The organism is Thermoplasmata archaeon (assembly GCA_038729465.1).
Lineage (GTDB): Archaea > Thermoplasmatota > Thermoplasmata > Thermoplasmatales > ARK-15 > JAVRLB01.
The window spans coordinates 84,347-100,212 of sequence record JAVYRZ010000001.1 but is presented as its reverse complement, the minus strand read 5'-3'; the positions used below and the strand labels follow the sequence as shown (position 1 = coordinate 100,212).

At 33.6% G+C, this 15,866-nt stretch carries 18 protein-coding genes; 7 read left to right on the top strand and 11 right to left on the bottom strand.

The window, feature by feature from the left end; all coding sequences use genetic code 11:
- The coding region (locus tag QXQ25_00470) for a CoA-binding protein (GenBank protein ID MEM0160184.1) at nt 1-528 on the bottom strand (528 nt) is incomplete at its 3' end.
- Nucleotides 529-654: 126 nt separating this feature from the next.
- Between QXQ25_00470 and dph5 the strand changes: the two genes are divergently transcribed.
- From dph5 to QXQ25_00450, 4 genes are all read left to right on the top strand, one after another.
- Nucleotides 655-1,419 (top strand): diphthine synthase, encoded by a 765-nt coding sequence (gene dph5, locus QXQ25_00465; protein MEM0160183.1) that lies wholly within the window; start codon nt 655-657, stop codon nt 1,417-1,419.
- A gap of 105 nt (nt 1,420-1,524) precedes the next feature.
- Complete coding sequence (locus QXQ25_00460) at nt 1,525-2,049, top strand: ferritin family protein (protein MEM0160182.1); 525 nt, start codon at nt 1,525-1,527, stop codon at nt 2,047-2,049.
- Between the two features lie 223 nt (nt 2,050-2,272).
- Nucleotides 2,273-2,863, top strand: a complete 591-nt coding sequence (locus QXQ25_00455) for a 50S ribosomal protein L15e (protein MEM0160181.1) — start codon at nt 2,273-2,275, stop codon at nt 2,861-2,863.
- A gap of 38 nt (nt 2,864-2,901) precedes the next feature.
- Nucleotides 2,902-4,035, top strand: a complete 1,134-nt coding sequence (locus tag QXQ25_00450) for a glycosyltransferase family 4 protein (protein MEM0160180.1) — start codon at nt 2,902-2,904, stop codon at nt 4,033-4,035.
- Here QXQ25_00450 and pyrG read toward each other — a convergent pair.
- Both pyrG and QXQ25_00440 read right to left on the bottom strand, forming a co-directional pair.
- Entirely contained in the window at nt 4,027-5,625 is a 1,599-nt protein-coding gene (gene pyrG / locus QXQ25_00445; protein ID MEM0160179.1) for a CTP synthase (glutamine hydrolyzing), read from the bottom strand. The two genes, QXQ25_00450 and pyrG, sit on opposite strands and share 9 nt — an antisense overlap.
- 221 nt (nt 5,626-5,846) lie before the next feature.
- The gene (locus tag QXQ25_00440; GenBank protein MEM0160178.1) at nt 5,847-8,495 is read right to left on the bottom strand and encodes an ABC transporter substrate-binding protein; all 2,649 of its coding nucleotides are present in this window, start codon (nt 8,493-8,495) and stop codon (nt 5,847-5,849) included.
- 418 nt (nt 8,496-8,913) lie between these two features.
- Here QXQ25_00440 and QXQ25_00435 point away from each other — a divergent pair, with 418 nt between their 5' ends.
- From QXQ25_00435 to QXQ25_00425, 3 genes are all read left to right on the top strand, one after another.
- Entirely contained in the window at nt 8,914-9,033 is a 120-nt protein-coding gene (locus QXQ25_00435) for a helix-turn-helix domain-containing protein (GenBank protein ID MEM0160177.1), read from the top strand.
- 114 nt (nt 9,034-9,147) lie between these two features.
- The gene (locus tag QXQ25_00430; protein ID MEM0160176.1) at nt 9,148-9,324 is read left to right on the top strand and encodes a winged helix-turn-helix domain-containing protein; all 177 of its coding nucleotides are present in this window, start codon (nt 9,148-9,150) and stop codon (nt 9,322-9,324) included.
- Nucleotides 9,325-9,521: 197 nt separating this feature from the next.
- Nucleotides 9,522-9,731: a hypothetical protein gene (locus QXQ25_00425; GenBank protein MEM0160175.1), complete on the top strand. Its 210-nt coding sequence runs from the start codon at nt 9,522-9,524 to the stop codon at nt 9,729-9,731.
- Between the two features lie 14 nt (nt 9,732-9,745).
- On the opposite strand, the gene QXQ25_00420 is transcribed toward QXQ25_00425, so the two are convergent.
- The 8 genes from QXQ25_00420 to QXQ25_00385 all read right to left on the bottom strand — a co-directional run bounded on the left by QXQ25_00420 (nt 9,746) and on the right by QXQ25_00385 (nt 15,761).
- A complete protein-coding gene (locus QXQ25_00420) occupies nt 9,746-11,095 on the bottom strand; it encodes an ABC transporter ATP-binding protein (GenBank protein MEM0160174.1) in 1,350 nt (449 codons plus the stop codon).
- A complete protein-coding gene (locus QXQ25_00415) occupies nt 11,082-12,452 on the bottom strand; it encodes an ABC transporter ATP-binding protein (GenBank protein ID MEM0160173.1) in 1,371 nt (456 codons plus the stop codon). The genes QXQ25_00420 and QXQ25_00415 overlap by 14 nt, the downstream gene beginning before the upstream one ends.
- 5 nt (nt 12,453-12,457) lie before the next feature.
- Nucleotides 12,458-13,387, bottom strand: coding sequence for an ABC transporter permease (locus tag QXQ25_00410; GenBank protein ID MEM0160172.1), 930 nt, complete (start codon nt 13,385-13,387; stop codon nt 12,458-12,460).
- 2 nt (nt 13,388-13,389) lie between these two features.
- Nucleotides 13,390-14,451, bottom strand: a complete 1,062-nt coding sequence (locus QXQ25_00405) for an ABC transporter permease (protein MEM0160171.1) — start codon at nt 14,449-14,451, stop codon at nt 13,390-13,392.
- Nucleotides 14,452-14,526: 75 nt separating this feature from the next.
- Nucleotides 14,527-14,760 (bottom strand): hypothetical protein, encoded by a 234-nt coding sequence (locus QXQ25_00400; protein MEM0160170.1) that lies wholly within the window; start codon nt 14,758-14,760, stop codon nt 14,527-14,529.
- Nucleotides 14,739-14,891, bottom strand: coding sequence for a hypothetical protein (locus tag QXQ25_00395; GenBank protein MEM0160169.1), 153 nt, complete (start codon nt 14,889-14,891; stop codon nt 14,739-14,741). The genes QXQ25_00400 and QXQ25_00395 overlap by 22 nt, the downstream gene beginning before the upstream one ends.
- A 151-nt stretch (nt 14,892-15,042) precedes the next feature.
- On the bottom strand, nt 15,043-15,180 hold the full coding sequence (locus QXQ25_00390; protein ID MEM0160168.1) for a hypothetical protein: 138 nt from the start codon (nt 15,178-15,180) through the stop codon (nt 15,043-15,045).
- A 56-nt stretch (nt 15,181-15,236) separates the two neighbouring features.
- Nucleotides 15,237-15,761: a hypothetical protein gene (locus QXQ25_00385; GenBank protein ID MEM0160167.1), complete on the bottom strand. Its 525-nt coding sequence runs from the start codon at nt 15,759-15,761 to the stop codon at nt 15,237-15,239.
- Nucleotides 15,762-15,866 lie beyond the last annotated feature (105 nt).

Sequence of the window (15,866 nt, the reverse complement as noted above, 5' to 3'; positions counted from 1 at the left end):
TGCAAAAGAATCCATTGTCAACAATCCTAAGGCACCACTTTGAGAAATAAACGCCAGAGATCCATCTTTGGGATATGATATCTTATCTGGATCTGTAAGAGCCGTATTTACCTTACTTTGAGGTACATAAATTCCGACGGTGTTGGGGCCTATTAATCTGCTGCTACCTTTCTTTAAGTACTCTTTAATCTCTTTTTCTCTCAATTCTCCTTCTTTACCAGATTCAGAAAAACCACCGGCAATGGGGATTATAAATCTTACTTCAGCCTCAACGCACTCTTTTACTGTTTCTGGTACGAATTCTGCAGGAAGTACAATTATTGCCAGATCTACTCTTTCATCAATGTCTTTTAATGTTTTATAGCATTTTAATCCCAGTATCTCAGTAATTTTAGGGTTAATCGGATATATCTTTCCATCATACTTCTCTGAAATTAGGTTTTTTAATACCACATTTCCTATCTTATTCTCATCTTTTGAAGCACCAATAACTGCAATAGATCTGGGGTTAAAAAGTTCTTTAAACATTTCAAGATAGGTAAATATTTAATATTAAATAAAAGTTTCACTTTTATTTAAGTTCTGTAAAAATTGTTATCATAGAGAGAGCTTAAAAGATGAAAAGCTTAATAGATATAAATCAATTTAAGATTTATGCTAAAGTTAGTTGGATTGGGTCTGTACGATGAAAAAGATATGTCTATTAAGGCCTACGAAAATATCAAAGATGGAGATTATATATTTATAGAGTTTTATACCTCTTGTTTGATGGGCACTTCTATTGAAAAGTTGGAAAAATTAACAGGAAAAAAAATAAAGATTCTTTCTAGAGAGGATATAGAAAATGAGAGAATGTTGCTAGATCTTGCTAAAAATAATAAAGTATTACTATTATCGGCAGGGGATCCACTGATAGCTACCACCCATATTGCTTTGAGACTCAAGGCTTTTGAAGAAGGTATCCCTGTAGAAATTATACATGGCACTTCAATACAATGCGTAGTACCAGGGTTATTAGGTCTGCAAAACTATAAATTTGGAAGGACCGTGACAATACCATATCCTGAAAATGAAATTTATTCAAAGAGCGTTTATGATTTTATTAAAAATAACTTGAACTCTGGATTGCATACATTGGTTCTACTAGATATTAAAGATGATAGATTTATGACCGCTAACGAAGCATTAAAAATACTTGTTAAAATGGAAGAAATTTTTAAAAGTAAGGTAATTGAAAAAAATACAATCGTAGCAGTAGTTTCACAAGCAGGTTCTGCAAATCCAACATTAACCTCAGGCACGATAGAAAAATTAGTGGATAAAGATTTTGGCCCAACGCTACACACTATGGTTATAGTTGGTAAAATGCATTTTATGGAAGAAGAAGCTTTAAAAAAATTAACAAAATCTTTTTACTAACTTACTTTTAATTCATTTTTTAGCAACCTATCAAAAAAAATTTTACGCACCGGTTTTGATAAAAATTTTATAATAGAGGTTCTTAATGTTAAATAGGTGAACCCTATGGAAATGAGTTACTTTAACAAAATAGATACCGATGAAATTATAGCAATGGCTGCCTATTCCGAAGATGAATCGTACAAGTTCTATCTTGCTCTGGCAGATCAAGTAAATAATGATTTTTTGAAAGAGAAACTGAGGTATTTTGCTGATCAAGAAAAGTTTCACAAAAAGATATTAATAGATCTAAATGAAAACTTATTTGGAAAGAAAGAAGTTAAAGAGCCATCAAAAAAATATCCTTTCGAATGCTTCATACAAAATGCGAATATACATAATATTAACTCATTACTAGAAACGATAGAGATAGCAATGAACTGTGAAAAGAGAGCAGAAACGATCTATAAAATTATCTCTACAAGATTAAAAGATAAATACGCAAAAAAGATTTTTTTATATCTATCAAATATGGAAAAGCAGCATTATATTGCACTTAAAGGAGATTATGATTTTTTCAATAAATTTGCAGGATCTATTGATGAATTAAATAAAAAATCATCATTTATAGGTATAAAATTCAAAAAATAATTTTATCCTATCTTTTTTACCTTTTAAATTTTTATCTAAAGATATATTAAAGCTAAGAATATTTCCTGGGCAAATAAAAAAATTATGATTATTTTTTATCAAAAATGAGAGAGCATAGAAACAGTTAAATAACCTATAAAATTACTGATAAGATCACATGCACTAAAAGGGCGATGTTCTAGTGATTAGAGAAGCCCGTAAACATATAGGAGTTTGATAGTATATGGTTGACGAAAAAGCTAAAGCTAAGAATATGTATGGTTTCATACGAGAAGCATGGAATAAACCAAAAGATACTTATGTAAGAAAATTACAGTGGGAAAGATTGATAGAATGGAGAAAATCCCCAACGGTCACAAGGGTAGAGCATCCTACAAGATTGGATAGAGCAAGAGCTCTTGGATATAAGGCAAAACAAGGATATATCATTGTTAGAGCACGCGTTCGTAGAGGTGGGTTAAACAAACCACAAATAAGAGCTGGTAGAAAACCGAAGAGAAAAGGTATTGTAAAAATTACCATGAAAAAAAGCATACAGAGAATTGCTGAAGAACGTGCCAACAAACATTATCCGAACATGGAAGTTTTAAATTCATATTGGGTAGGGCAAGATGGAAGACATAAATATTATGAAGTTATATTGGTTGATAGGTCACATCCAGTAATCAAAAATGATCCTAAGATTTCATGGATTTCAAACCAGAGAGGAAGAGCACAGAGAGGTAAGACAAGAGTTGGACAGAAAAACAGAGGACTTACCAAAAAAGGCAGAGGTAGCGAGAATAGCAGACCTTCAGTAAATGCAAATAAATAATTTTAAATTTTTGTTTATTATAAAATATCGATTAGAAAATGTTAAAAATATTGCAAGTTAGTGATCTTGCCACCCCACACTTAGGTGGTACTGAAAAGATAGTGTGGAAATATTCTACTTTATTGAAAGATAGAGGAAATGAGCTATCAATATATACTCTTTCAATACCTAGTACCAAGAAATTTGAGATGATAGATGGAATCAGTATATACAGAAAATCAAAAATAAAATATTTTTCAATAGGACTGGATAAAAAACTCATAAATTTTGACATTGTACATAGTCATTCTATGATAAACTCAATAACGCTAAATGTATATAAAAAATTGAACAAAGACAGTGTGGTTATAAGCCATTATCACGACGGTTACGATCAGCTATTAAAAGAATATTCTGATGGATCTAATACAAAAAAATTGGAAAAATTTGTTCCTTTTTTAATTCGTGGGGATTTTGATTGTTATATAACTCCCAGCAACTATGCAAAAGATAAGCTTATAAAATTTGGAGTTAAAAGAGACAAAATAGAGGTATTGCCACATGGTGTTGAAGATTTCAGTTCATACGATAAAACTCTAATCAGAAAGAAATATGGCATTGATGAAAAAAGTAAGATAATAGGGTTTGTTGGGAGATTAACAAAAACTAAGGGCCCGCAATATCTTGTGGATTTTATGCCTGAGATTTTAAAAAATGTTGATGCAACACTAATGCTTGTAGGCCCCAACCCTGACCAAAAATTAAATGGTTTTATAGGTTTACAAGATCAGCTAAAGAGAAGAGTAAAAGAACTAAATATCGAAAAAAACGTAATTTTTACAGGCCCCATACAATACACAGATATGCCATATTATTATAATGCTTTTGATATTTTGGCTGCTCCAACTATTTCCGAGGCTTTCGGATTGTCTATCTTGGAATCATTAAATGCCGGAAAACCAGTTGTAGCATTTAACAGCACTGCTGTACCAGAGCTCGTGATAGATAATAAAAATGGCATTTTGATTGACCCTTCAAATTATGAAAAAATGGGCTCTGCAATAATAAAAATATTAACTGATCAAGATCTTTATCTAAAATACTCTAATTTTGCAAAAGAGTTCGTAAAAAACTATCGCTGGAGTAAGATAATAGACGACCTCTTGAAAATCTATAACAGATTTTTATCTTGATTTTTTGTTTTTATATACGTTTTCTATGAATGCTTTATGCAGTACAGATGGCTCTTGAGGCCTTGACTTAAATTCTGGATGGAATTGTGATCCAATATAAAATGGATGGTCTTTTACCTCAAAAATTTCCATTCTAGTTCTGGTTTCATCTACCCCCGTAAATATCATTCCTTTATTTTCAAGATCTGGAATATACTTAGGATTAACTTCATATCTATGCCTGTGCCTTTCATATATTTCTGTTTTTCCGTACCATTCAAATGCTCTGCTTTCTTTTTTTATTATTACTTTCTGTGCGCCTAATCTCATAGTACCACCAAGATTTTTAATATCCTGCTGTTCTGGCAGTAAATCAATAACTGGATTTTTTGTGTCTGGATCAAATTCAGTACTTATTGCATCTTTCAATCCCAATACATTTCTTGTATATTCAATCACTGCTATCTGAAAGCCTAAACAGATCCCCAAAAATGGTATATTGTTCTCTCTAGCATACTTTGCAGCCAATATCTTGCCTTCAATGCCCCTTTTCCCAAATCCACCTGGAATAATTATCCCGTCTAGATTATCAAGTGAAACTTTTCCTTCTTCAATATCCTCTGCGTCAATCCATACAATATTTATTTTTATTCTCAAAGATGAACTCACATGAACAAAAGCTTCTCTGTGACTCAGATATGAGTCTTTTAAATGCACGTACTTGCCAATAAAACCAATATTTACCTCTTCTTTTGCACCATTTAAATTATCTAAAAACGTTTCTACATCATCGAGATTAGAATCTCCATCTGAAAGACCTAATTTTTTAAAAATATAGTCTCCTAAGTTCTGTTTTTCAAACACTAACGGTAATTCATATACACTTTTGACGTTTATTGCACTGATTACTGCTTCTAATGGCACATCACAAAAATTAGAGATTTTAGTTTTTGTATCTGCACCTAACGGTTTTGTAGTCCTGCCAATAATTATGTCAGGCTGTATTCCTATTGCTCTTAATTCTTTTACACTGTGTTGAGTAGGCTTTGTTTTTTGTTCTCCGACAACTTCGAGCTCTGGTATTAACGTTGTGTGCACATACAACCTGTTTCCTTCTCCTACTTCACGACCTAGCTCTCTTAAAGCTTCTAAAAAAGGCATTGATTCGATGTCTCCTACTGTACCCCCCACTTCTATTAATACCACGTCAGCATTGCTTTTCTTTGCTACATAGTTTATCCTTCTTTTAATTTCATCTGTGATATGGGGTATTATCTGTACTGTTTTTCCTAAATAATCTCCTTTTCTCTCTTTTTCTATTACTGTTTGATATACCTTTCCCGTAGTAATATTATTTTCTCTTGTTAAGTTAATGTTCAAAAACCGCTCGTAATTTCCAAGGTCTAAGTCTACTTCGCCTCCATCATCTAACACAAATACTTCTCCATGCTGATATGGGTTCATGGTTCCTGCATCATAGTTAATGTAAGGATCTATTTTTATGGCCGTAACTTTTAAATTTCTGGCTTGTAATATTTTACCTATACTGGAGGTAGTTACTCCTTTACCAAGTCCAGATATTACCCCACCAGTTACTATTATGAATTTCATAAAACATATATACAATCAAAAAACTTAAACATTTCTATTTTTGAGTTATGTCAAAATGTTCATTGATTATTATCAAAATATCATTAAACATGGAAAGTACTTAATTTATTATCTTTTCAAAGTAATCGATAATTCTCAAAAATTTTCAACGAATGATTGACAAGATCTAAAAAATATCTAAGAGTATTAAGGTAATAAAAAATTACAAAAAATAAAAAAAATTATTTAGATAGATATATATAGATTGTATCTCCTCCACCACCAAACAGCGGGTTCTCTTCATATTGTACACCTTTCAACGAGGGGGAATAGTACCAGAACCAGTTAACTTGCTGTGCATATACGGCGTTGGTGAGATTGACTGCAATTTCTTCTGCATAATCATAGTACTTTAGTGCAGTTGTTACATTACCAGTGCTCATAGCTTTTGCTATATCCTGTTCCATTTTTTCTGTCTGATTTGCCTGGTTTGGATGCCCAGTCATTGAGAATGTAGTTGGGTTGAAACCTGCTCCAATTGGGTACGTCCCATTTTCCTGGTAAAATGCCATTATATAGTCTGAAGGAAATGGATAATCTGGGATCCAGATAGTCTGATAAATCGGCATTGGATTCGCGTTAGGTACCTGATAGCCAAGCCATGTTGCAAATTCTTCATACATTCCTGAGATTACAATATTTGGGTCGATTGAATTTAAAGTTGCTCCCCAGTCTTGCACTGCTGCAAAATCAATAGGATCTCCAGCCGTAACTATTATTGGAATATTTATGCTTACATTGTACATTCCAGATTCTTCAAGATATTCTTTCGCCATGGATATATTATAGGTTGGCACATTCACACCGGCATCCTTCAACTGCTGAGGAGATAAGTATCCCGACATACCCTTTGGAATATCTCCAACAAAACTACTTGAAAAATTTGCCCCATATTTAGCATTTCCAACAAGATTGTTTATATAGTTTGTATAGTTAAATGCATAGGCGAATGCTCTTCTAACATCCAAATTTGTAAAATAGTTTTGTGGTATATGAAAACCTGTACCTAATGTGGATAACATTGTCGTATTTATATTAAAGTTAAATTCAAATCCATATATTGTCAGCGTAGGAAATTCATATATACTTATTTTACCCTGAGATTCATAATGTGAAATTGTAGGATAATAATAGGTTGGTAAATCTGATGTCCCAGTATATATATCTGCCAAACCACCTTCTAGCATTAAAAGCTCTGTCGAAGCATCTTTGATCCATTCGATATTTACTGTATCATTTGCGGCATGACTATATCCAGGAACTCCCTGAATAGGCACATAATTAGGATTAGGGGCTAAAGATACAAATTGCCCAATAAGGTAACTTTTGATCATATATGGCCCAGAACCCATGGCATGATATCTGAGATAATTGTTATAGTTAACTTCATTTCCATACTGTTGATAAGCTAAGAATCCTGTAGGCGTGAATGTAATACCAGCACCATTTTGAACCAGCCAGTTATAATCCATAATTGATGCCCCTAATGGGTCAGCTATATAATCGAAAAATGCAGGATCTGCTTTTAAAAGATGGAAAGTTACCGTCTGCGTTGCATTGTTTACTGTAACTGCATTTGTAATTGCATCATATAAAGCAGTTCCGTTTGAGTACAGTCCCGGTGCAAATCCTCCATCAGGCAATAGATCTTGTGCTATTATCCAATCAGGTGTACCTGGAGTTCCTTGCACAAATAATAATGCTCTTACAAAGCTTATATAAACATCCCAAGCATTGAGAGGATCTCCATTTGAGAATTTCAAGCCACTTCTAATATGGAACGTGTAATTTAAGTAATTTGCTGAAATTTCGCCGTTTGCTACAGTTGGAATAACACTTGCTACTAATGGAATCATCTGAGATTGACTTATTGATGAACCATTGTATGCTAGCAAAGTTTCATACACATTTTGAATAATTTCCATCCCTACAGATTCATAACATATTGCAGGATCAAAAGAATATGCTCCACCAGGTACTAATTCTGCATTAGTAATTACGTTAGAATTTGCAACTGAAGTAGTTGTTAAAAGTTTTGCTGTGGAATTTACTACGATTGTAGTCATATATGTAGTGTTCTGGTACTGTCCGCTGGACAGTATTGATGATAATTCTGATACTGGATAATAGGTGTAGTTTATTCCATTTGATGTATATGTTGTAGGCACATAATTTGTGGCATTGAACGTGATAACCCCGAGAGTAACAGTATATATTCCTGCAGTACTGTATAAATGTGATATGTTATCCGCCATAAAGGTTCCAGATGAGGTATTGAATACAGTATAGTTAATATGAGTAGATCCATCTCCAAAGTTCCATATGTAATATCCAATAGTCCAGTTCGTGGCTGTTGGAGGCTGTAATGTTAGTGCTGTTAATGAAATAGTACTTCCTGGTGAAATGATCTGTGTGCTCGTGGCGATTGAAGGGAGTGTAATTTCAGATGCTAAACTAGGGCTGACTGTGGCTGGTGTCACGGTTATTTCGTCAATGCTCTGCATGTTATTTAGAACTTTACCGTTAATCGTTGCGGTTGCTGTAACTAAATATTTGCCAGATGAATTATAGCTGTGTGTGACCGTATACTCGTTACCCGACAAGTGTGTGGCAGTGCCTGTGTTTCCATCTCCAAAGTTAAATGTCACTTTAGAAGGAGTACCACCAGATATATAAGCCGCAAAAGTAATACTTTGTCCAGCAATGGCAGTTGTAGAACTAGTAGAAACAGTCATGCTCGCTGCAGCACTAGGCATGACTTCTAAAACGGCGATTACTAGTATGATTACCACTATTACTGCGATCACTGCATATAAAGCTTTTTTATTCATATTTTTTCATCTCTCCTTTTTTTTGCTTTGAAATTTATCATAATTTTTATGTGATATGTCAAAGCTTAACATCTATTATCAATACTCTGGTATATATAATTTTTGGAACAATCGATAGCAGAAATAAACCGTTAAATCAATTGTTATTTAACATTAAATTCATACGTATTACAAAGCATTTGTAATAGATTTTCTTTAAAAGTACGTACCTCCAACATTTTTATATCTCAGAAATCAGCCATTTTCTGAGATTTTTTACCTGTAACTATACATGACGTAATAAATAATTGCGCTTATTTATATATTTGAAATGTACACTATCTTTATGAAAAAACTAACTTTGTTAGATAAAAAATATATGTTTTCAGCCATACAGAATGAAATTACAAGAAGTTCTGAATCCAGATAGGAGCATAGACTGCATGGTGTTCTGATGATAGCAAATGGAGTGAGCTGTTATGAGATTGCAAAAATACTGGGACATTCTCCAAGAACAATAGAGTACTGGATCAATTCATTTAACTCTGATGGATTCTGAGCACTTTATGATCTAGAGAAATCTGGAAGACTATCAAAACTATACAGTGAGATTCTCAATGATATTAATAGAGATTTAAGAAAGGATCCTCATGAATTTGATTATTTTCAGGACATGTGGGATGGCATTCTTCTAAAAAGATATTTGCTGGACAAATATAACATAGATCTTGAGGTAAGACAGTGCCAAAACATATTTCACAAACTTGGATTTAGGTTAAGAAGGCCCAGACCTATGATCGTAAAAGGAGATCAAGATCTTAAAGACGATTTTAAAAAAACGCCTGAGTGAGAAATATGAATAAAATATAATCTGATCTCAGAAAATACATCACTGCATTCTGCTATCTGAGGAATGCAGAGAGGACATTCAAAAGAGGCAGGATAAAAAGTATTGAACTTGCTTAATTATCACTCGGTATCCAAGAATCTCTCTCAAAGCCACATTTCAGAAAAAATTTTAAATATCATTCATCCTATAGTATTTTAATGTCAAAAATAATGTATTTCGCAAGAGAGCTTATAAGGGGTTTTTACTGGGTTTTATGGTTATCTGTAGATATCTTTGTACTCTTTCAAATATATTATTATTATCCGGTATTGTGGGTTGGTTTACTTATGCTCACTATTGCAATCGTTACAACGTATTTTGAATATAGAGGGTATCAAAAATTGCTTAAAAAATTATTTGATGTATAAAATAAAAAAAGTTTTTAATTTTTTCCTTTTTCATAGAGCCAGCAAGATACAAAATGACCTTCTTTGTCTTCTATCAATGGTGGTTCTTTTATATCTTTGTAAAGCTCTACAACCATTCCTCCATTATCCAGTTTCACGGATTCTATTCCAAACAATTGCCTGACACTGCCTGCTTTTTTTTCTTTGTCAATCACTGCTTTTATTGTCTCTAAATGCTCTTCTTTCAAAGGTTCAACAAAATTTACTTTAAAACTATTATCATTAAAAATTTCTACATCTTTTAGTATTGGATAATTTAAAAGTTCTTGGTTCCTTGTTGAGTCTAATATTAAACTCATGCTTTCTATCAGTTCTTCTGCAGTCCAGCCACACTTTTCAAATGCGAACCTGCATCTTGTATGAAATCTACAGCCTTGTGGAGGATTGATTGGGCTTGGTACATCTCCCTCCAGTATTATTCTAGTCCTCTTTATTTTTGGGTCTGGTATTGGCACAGCAGATAATAGCGCCATAGAATATGGATGCAGTGGATTTGAAAATAAGGCTTCTGTCTCTGCAATTTCAACAATTTTTCCTAAGTACATTACAAAAATGCGGTCACTTATATGCCTTATAACCATCATATGATGAGATATAAACAACATTGTTAGATTGTGTTTTTCTTTTAAATCTCTTAGAATATTCAAAACTTGAGCTTGAACTGAAACATCTAGAGCTGAAGTTGGCTCATCAAGCACAATAAATTTCGGATTCAGTGCCAATGCTCTTGCCACTGCTACTCTCTGCCTCTGCCCACCTGATAGCTGGTGTGGGTATCTGTTCATAAAATCCTCTGAAAGGCCAACTTCAATCAAGAGATTCCTAGCAATATTGTATGCTTCTTCTTTTTTAACCCCGAAAGAGAATAAAGGCTCTGTAATTATGTCTTTTATTAAATATCTGGGATCTAATGAAGAGTATGGATCCTGATAAACAATTTGCATCTCTTTACGTAGCTCCCTCATTTTCCTTTTACTTAAATGGTATAAGGAGAACTCTTTTATTTCTCCTTTCGATAATTGTTCATTGTTTTTCACTTTCTCTATTATATGTTTAGGCGGATTAAAAAATAAGTATCCTTCAGTGGGTGTAATTAAATTTATTAGTACTCTCCCTAGTGTAGTTTTTCCACAGCCAGACTCTCCCACAAGCCCTATAACCTCTCCTCTTTTAATAGATATATCTACTCCATCTACAGCTTTTAAAGGTATCTTCAGCGTCCTTACAGCTTTAGGTATTTTTATCATAAAATATTGCTTAAGGTCTTTTGCCATCAGTAAATAATCTTCCTCTGCATTATGTAATGGTTCGCTACTGTTTTCCATCGTTTTCACCTTCTTTCTTCGAATATAACCAGCAAGATACAAAATGGCCATTTCCAAGGTCTGTCATTTCTGGTCTGGTTGTTTTACATATGTCCATTGCATAAGGACATCTAGGATGAAATTTACACCCTTCTGGCGGATGCACTAGGTTAGGTACGGTACCCGGTATACTTTTTAATCTACCCTTGCCAGCACCATATGACGGAATAGATGTTAACAATCCTTGTGTATATGGATGCTTTGGAGATTCAAATATATCTATTGTCTTACCTACTTCTGCAATAGATCCTGCATACATTACCGCCACACGATCACTAATATCAGATATAACACCAAGATCATGGGTAATAAAAAGTATGGATGTATTGCTTGTTTTCTTTAGGTCTTTCATAATATCTAATATCTGTGCTTGTATTGTTACGTCTAGTGCTGTGGTGGGCTCATCAGCTATTAATAAATGTGGATTACTGGCTATTGCAATTGCTATTACCACTCTCTGTCTCATACCACCACTTAATTCATGAGGGTATTGGTTTATTACTTTGTCTGGCTCTGAAATATTAACTTTAGTTAAAAGCTCTACTGCTAATCTTGTTGCTTCTCTTCTTATTTCTCTTGGTATATTTATAGGTGCTTTTTTCAATTTTTTAGTGGATAGCTTTTGTAAACTTCCAGATATTTTTCTATTATCTTCGTATAAGGCTGAAATCAAATTCTTCTTTCTAAAACTTGTGATGTCATGCCTGTTTACTATATATGCAATCTGCTCTTTTATCGCAGAAAGTTCTGGATTCTGATTTACAAACTCATCTAGATAACCAATATTCTTTTTATCAATTACATTTATTATTATATCATTAAGTTGCGTCTTAGTAATTTTCTTTCTTGCTATAACTCGAGATGCTAGTACATTAATATGATGCGCATAAAGTACATCTTCAATCTGCTTTTTTATTGATGTGACTGGGTTTAGAGTGGTCATTGGCTCTTGAAATATCATTCCCATCGTATTTCCACGTATCTGGTTCATCAATTTGAAATTTTGTTTTAAAATGTTTCTGTTAACTTTAAGCTTTGCTCTTTTTTTCGAAGGTATAATCCTACAAGCTTGTTTTTGCTTAGTTGCTAAATCTATATTTTCAAATATTATGTTCCCTTCTACAACAGTACCTGCCGTCTCGGGAATTAAGTTCATTATAGATAGTGCAGTAACTGACTTTCCGCAACCTGTCTCACCTACCAACCCCAAAGTCTCTCCCGGCATAATCTCAAAACTTACTCCATCTAGTGCTTTAACTAATCCATTCCATGTTACAAACTGTGTTTTTAAGTTCTCTACCTTTAATAATGGTTCCATGAATTTCACCTTCTCAATCTCGGATCAAAAGCATCCCTAAGACCATCTCCAACAAGATTCATAGATAATGCAAATATTAGTATCGCAAAACCAGGAAACACCAATGTCCACCAGTCTCCTGCAGTAAAGTAACTTGATCCAATAGCAGAAAGGTACCCTAGCTCTGCCATATATCCCTCTGAACTAGGAATGAATCCTAGAAAATCCAATGTTGCAAGTAAAAGCACGACTGTTGCTAGATCAAATGACAATTGCACAATCACAGGCGCAAGTGTATTAGGCAATATGTGTTTAAACATAATTTTTGTGCGACCTACTCCACTAGCTTTCGCAGCCTCTACATAAGATAGTTCTTTGAGTGAAAGCACTTGTCCTCTTACTACTCTCCCGTACGTCGGCCACCAGACTATTATTAATATCAGTGCTAAAACTATGAGAGTTCTACCACCAGGTATGAAATAACCTGCTGCAATAATTAATATTAAAAGAGGTATACTAAAGAATATATCTGTTATACGCATTAATATTTCGTCTACTATTCCGCCATAAAATGCAGCATATAATCCCAGTATTATTCCAATAGAAGCACCTGCTCCAACCACAAGAAAAGAAAATGCAACATCTATTCTAATAGCTTTCAGTATCCCTTGAAATAGATCAATCCCAGGGAAAGTCGTACCAAAAGGATGAGCTGCAGAAGGCGGAAGTGGGACAGGATTAGAGTAATTTGGAATCATAATACCTACATTTGTAGTGATTCCTAACAATTGAGGATATACCTGATCGATAATTGCAATCGAAATATATATCAGTACTATTATCAGGCCCACCGCAGAGCCTGGATTTTTAAAAAGTAATCTGAGCGTAGTTTTAAAATTGTCCATCTTTGGCCCGAGAGAACTCATAAAGGATTGTTTACCTTCTTTTTTAGCCATATTTAATCACCTAACCTTATTCTAGGGTCAAGATATGCGTAAATGATATCTACTGCCAAGTTCGCAACTATTATAGTTAACGCAAACAACAAAGTTGCACCCATTATCCCACCAGCATCAGAAGATTGCATCGCTTGATATGTCCAGTATCCTATTCCTGGATAATTAAATAGTTCTTCGACCACAACTACACCTCCGAGTAAGCCTGCTAACAATAATCCAGAAATCGTAATTACTGGTATTAAGGCATTCTTTCTAGCATACTTTTTTATTACTTGAGATTCAGGCAATCCTTTTGCCCTTGCGAATTTTACATAGTCCATATTCATTACTTCTACTGCACTGTTTCTCATATATCTCATTATTCCAGCCAGAGACGCAAAAGTTAAAGTTAGTGCTGGAAGAACAACATGCTCAAATGCGCTAGCAAATATTATTAAACTGCCGTGTAATAGAGAGTCTATCATCAAAATACCGGTCGGTGAGGAAATACCCATACTATTAATCCAAGAAACAGTACCTAAATATTGTGGAGATACTGTACCTGATATAGGAAAAATTCGTATACCTGCAGATGTTCCTAGATATGTCATTAATAATAATGCAAGCCAGAATATTGGTAAAGATACTCCAACAAATGCAATAACTCTTGTTAATTGATCTACCCAACTATCTTTTCTAACAGCTGCAATAGTTCCAATAGGGATACCTATAAGCATAGATAAGATAAAACTTACCACTGCAAGCTGTATTGTATTTGGAAAATACAATGCCATAGCAGTAGTAACTGGTCCGCTATAAACTCCTGTATGTGTATATCCCAAATTGCCATGTATTATACCATTCAAAAAATAAAAATATTGTATAGCTAGGGGCTGATTTAAACCTAGCATCTTAGTAATTGCAACTTTCTGCGGGCCGTATGGTAAATGCGGATTTATATAAGCAGCAATTACCATATTCACTCCACCAGCACGTGTTAACAAAAATACAATTAATGTGGCGCCTATCACTGTAGGAATCAATAAGAGCAATCGCCTAATTATATAGTAGCTCAATTTCATAATAACGTTGATTGATTTATCATTATTAAATTTTTTCCTTTTTTCTATGGCAGAAATAAACCGTTAGGATTAATCCTAAATAATATTTTTATTTTCTTTTATATATGAATATGCCTTGTTCATTGTCTCTTCTGTATATGGGTTTTTGGAAATGGATCCATTCAGCAACATTTCTATACCTATATCTACTAGCTCTATTATTTTCTTCTTAGATATTCCCCTCTTCCTCAATTGCGTTCTATATTTACCAAAATAGGCACTAATGCTTCCTCCACCAAATACTGTATCTATATACTTTTTATTGCCCATATTTTGATACTGCGCAGTAATGTTCCTTTCTCTGTCAATGCTTTTCCTGTAGCCATGTTTCCATACCTTTTCCTAACATTCCTTCTCATCTTCCTGAAAAATCGTTCTATACTGTTATTTGTTCTTGGCATGGTATGATTCTTGTTATTTGCAAATAATATATTTTTTCGTTCTTTATATCTCTCTATGATCAATTTTATTGCCCGAAAAATATAATCTGGTATGTTTTCATGTATAATATACTTCCATCTCGCTTATCAGTATTTCGCAGTTTAACTGTATTTATTCATCTTCGCTCAATTCTTCAGACAGTTTACCCTTTTCTGGAATCTTGAATGTAAATCTGAGCTTCTGAAACAACCTGTTTATTTCTGAAAGCTTATTTGATATCGCTTTTATGTGCTCATTTTTCGTTACCATTTTTATCAGATTCAATAGCTCTGTAATTATTTGATTTGAACTTGACCCTTGAATCTTTAAATAATATTTTCAAGCATATTTTCTGCCTCTTTACACGCATAATAGAAATTTAGATTATTCAGTGAGAATGGAAAGCCATAGCTACTGCTTCCATTGCTCTTCAATAATTTCTCTAAGACTCTCTTTATGCTCATTAACTCTAAACTTTCTATCTCTGTGCAATAACCTTGCTCTATCTCATATAATGTCCTTTGATTATATTGGGGCATAGATTTTAGTATTGACTTTATTCTTGATTTTATTCTCAGCCTGTTTCTTGCTAACCCTAGTTCTTTATGATAATCGTACATCAATTCTTTTCCCAAATCTCGAAGATAATACAACACATACTCTTTTTGGCCTTCTGAAAATACCTCTTGCGCTGCTAACAGTATCCTTGATCTCATATCACTTACGTCAGGCTCTCCAAACAGATTCTTTACTTCATTTAACACCATCTTTATTTCTTCGTAAGATTCTGCATTGCATTTCTTAACGTATAGCACAAAGTCGGTAATTTTGTCCCTTACTGTTACAATCATTGAATATTCTGAATCTACTGCACCATCTATTTATATATAAAATATATGATCTCATCGCGCATTCTTTTATCTTGTCAATATTCTCTTCGTGTATCCTTGTAAAAA

Bases quoted from the DNA above. Each gene is read 5' to 3' on its own strand.
- QXQ25_00430 (MEM0160176.1), top strand. From the start codon at position 9,148: ATGTGGGATGGCATTCTTCTAAAAAGATATTTGCTGGACAAATATAAC.
- pyrG (MEM0160179.1), bottom strand. From the start codon at position 5,625: ATGAAATTCATAATAGTAACTGGTGGGGTAATATCTGGACTTGGTAAA.
- QXQ25_00400 (MEM0160170.1), bottom strand. From the start codon at position 14,760: ATGGGCAATAAAAAGTATATAGATACAGTATTTGGTGGAGGAAGCATT.
- QXQ25_00440 (MEM0160178.1), bottom strand. From the start codon at position 8,495: ATGAATAAAAAAGCTTTATATGCAGTGATCGCAGTAATAGTGGTAATC.
- QXQ25_00390 (MEM0160168.1), bottom strand. From the start codon at position 15,180: ATGGTAACGAAAAATGAGCACATAAAAGCGATATCAAATAAGCTTTCA.
- QXQ25_00460 (MEM0160182.1), top strand. From the start codon at position 1,525: ATGGAAATGAGTTACTTTAACAAAATAGATACCGATGAAATTATAGCA.
- QXQ25_00410 (MEM0160172.1), bottom strand. From the start codon at position 13,387: ATGGCTAAAAAAGAAGGTAAACAATCCTTTATGAGTTCTCTCGGGCCA.
- QXQ25_00385 (MEM0160167.1), bottom strand. From the start codon at position 15,761: ATGATTGTAACAGTAAGGGACAAAATTACCGACTTTGTGCTATACGTT.
- QXQ25_00450 (MEM0160180.1), top strand. From the start codon at position 2,902: ATGTTAAAAATATTGCAAGTTAGTGATCTTGCCACCCCACACTTAGGT.
- QXQ25_00395 (MEM0160169.1), bottom strand. From the start codon at position 14,891: ATGCCAAGAACAAATAACAGTATAGAACGATTTTTCAGGAAGATGAGA.
- QXQ25_00425 (MEM0160175.1), top strand. From the start codon at position 9,522: ATGTCAAAAATAATGTATTTCGCAAGAGAGCTTATAAGGGGTTTTTAC.
- QXQ25_00405 (MEM0160171.1), bottom strand. From the start codon at position 14,451: ATGAAATTGAGCTACTATATAATTAGGCGATTGCTCTTATTGATTCCT.
- QXQ25_00415 (MEM0160173.1), bottom strand. From the start codon at position 12,452: ATGGAACCATTATTAAAGGTAGAGAACTTAAAAACACAGTTTGTAACA.
- dph5 (MEM0160183.1), top strand. From the start codon at position 655: ATGCTAAAGTTAGTTGGATTGGGTCTGTACGATGAAAAAGATATGTCT.
- QXQ25_00455 (MEM0160181.1), top strand. From the start codon at position 2,273: ATGGTTGACGAAAAAGCTAAAGCTAAGAATATGTATGGTTTCATACGA.
- QXQ25_00420 (MEM0160174.1), bottom strand. From the start codon at position 11,095: ATGGAAAACAGTAGCGAACCATTACATAATGCAGAGGAAGATTATTTA.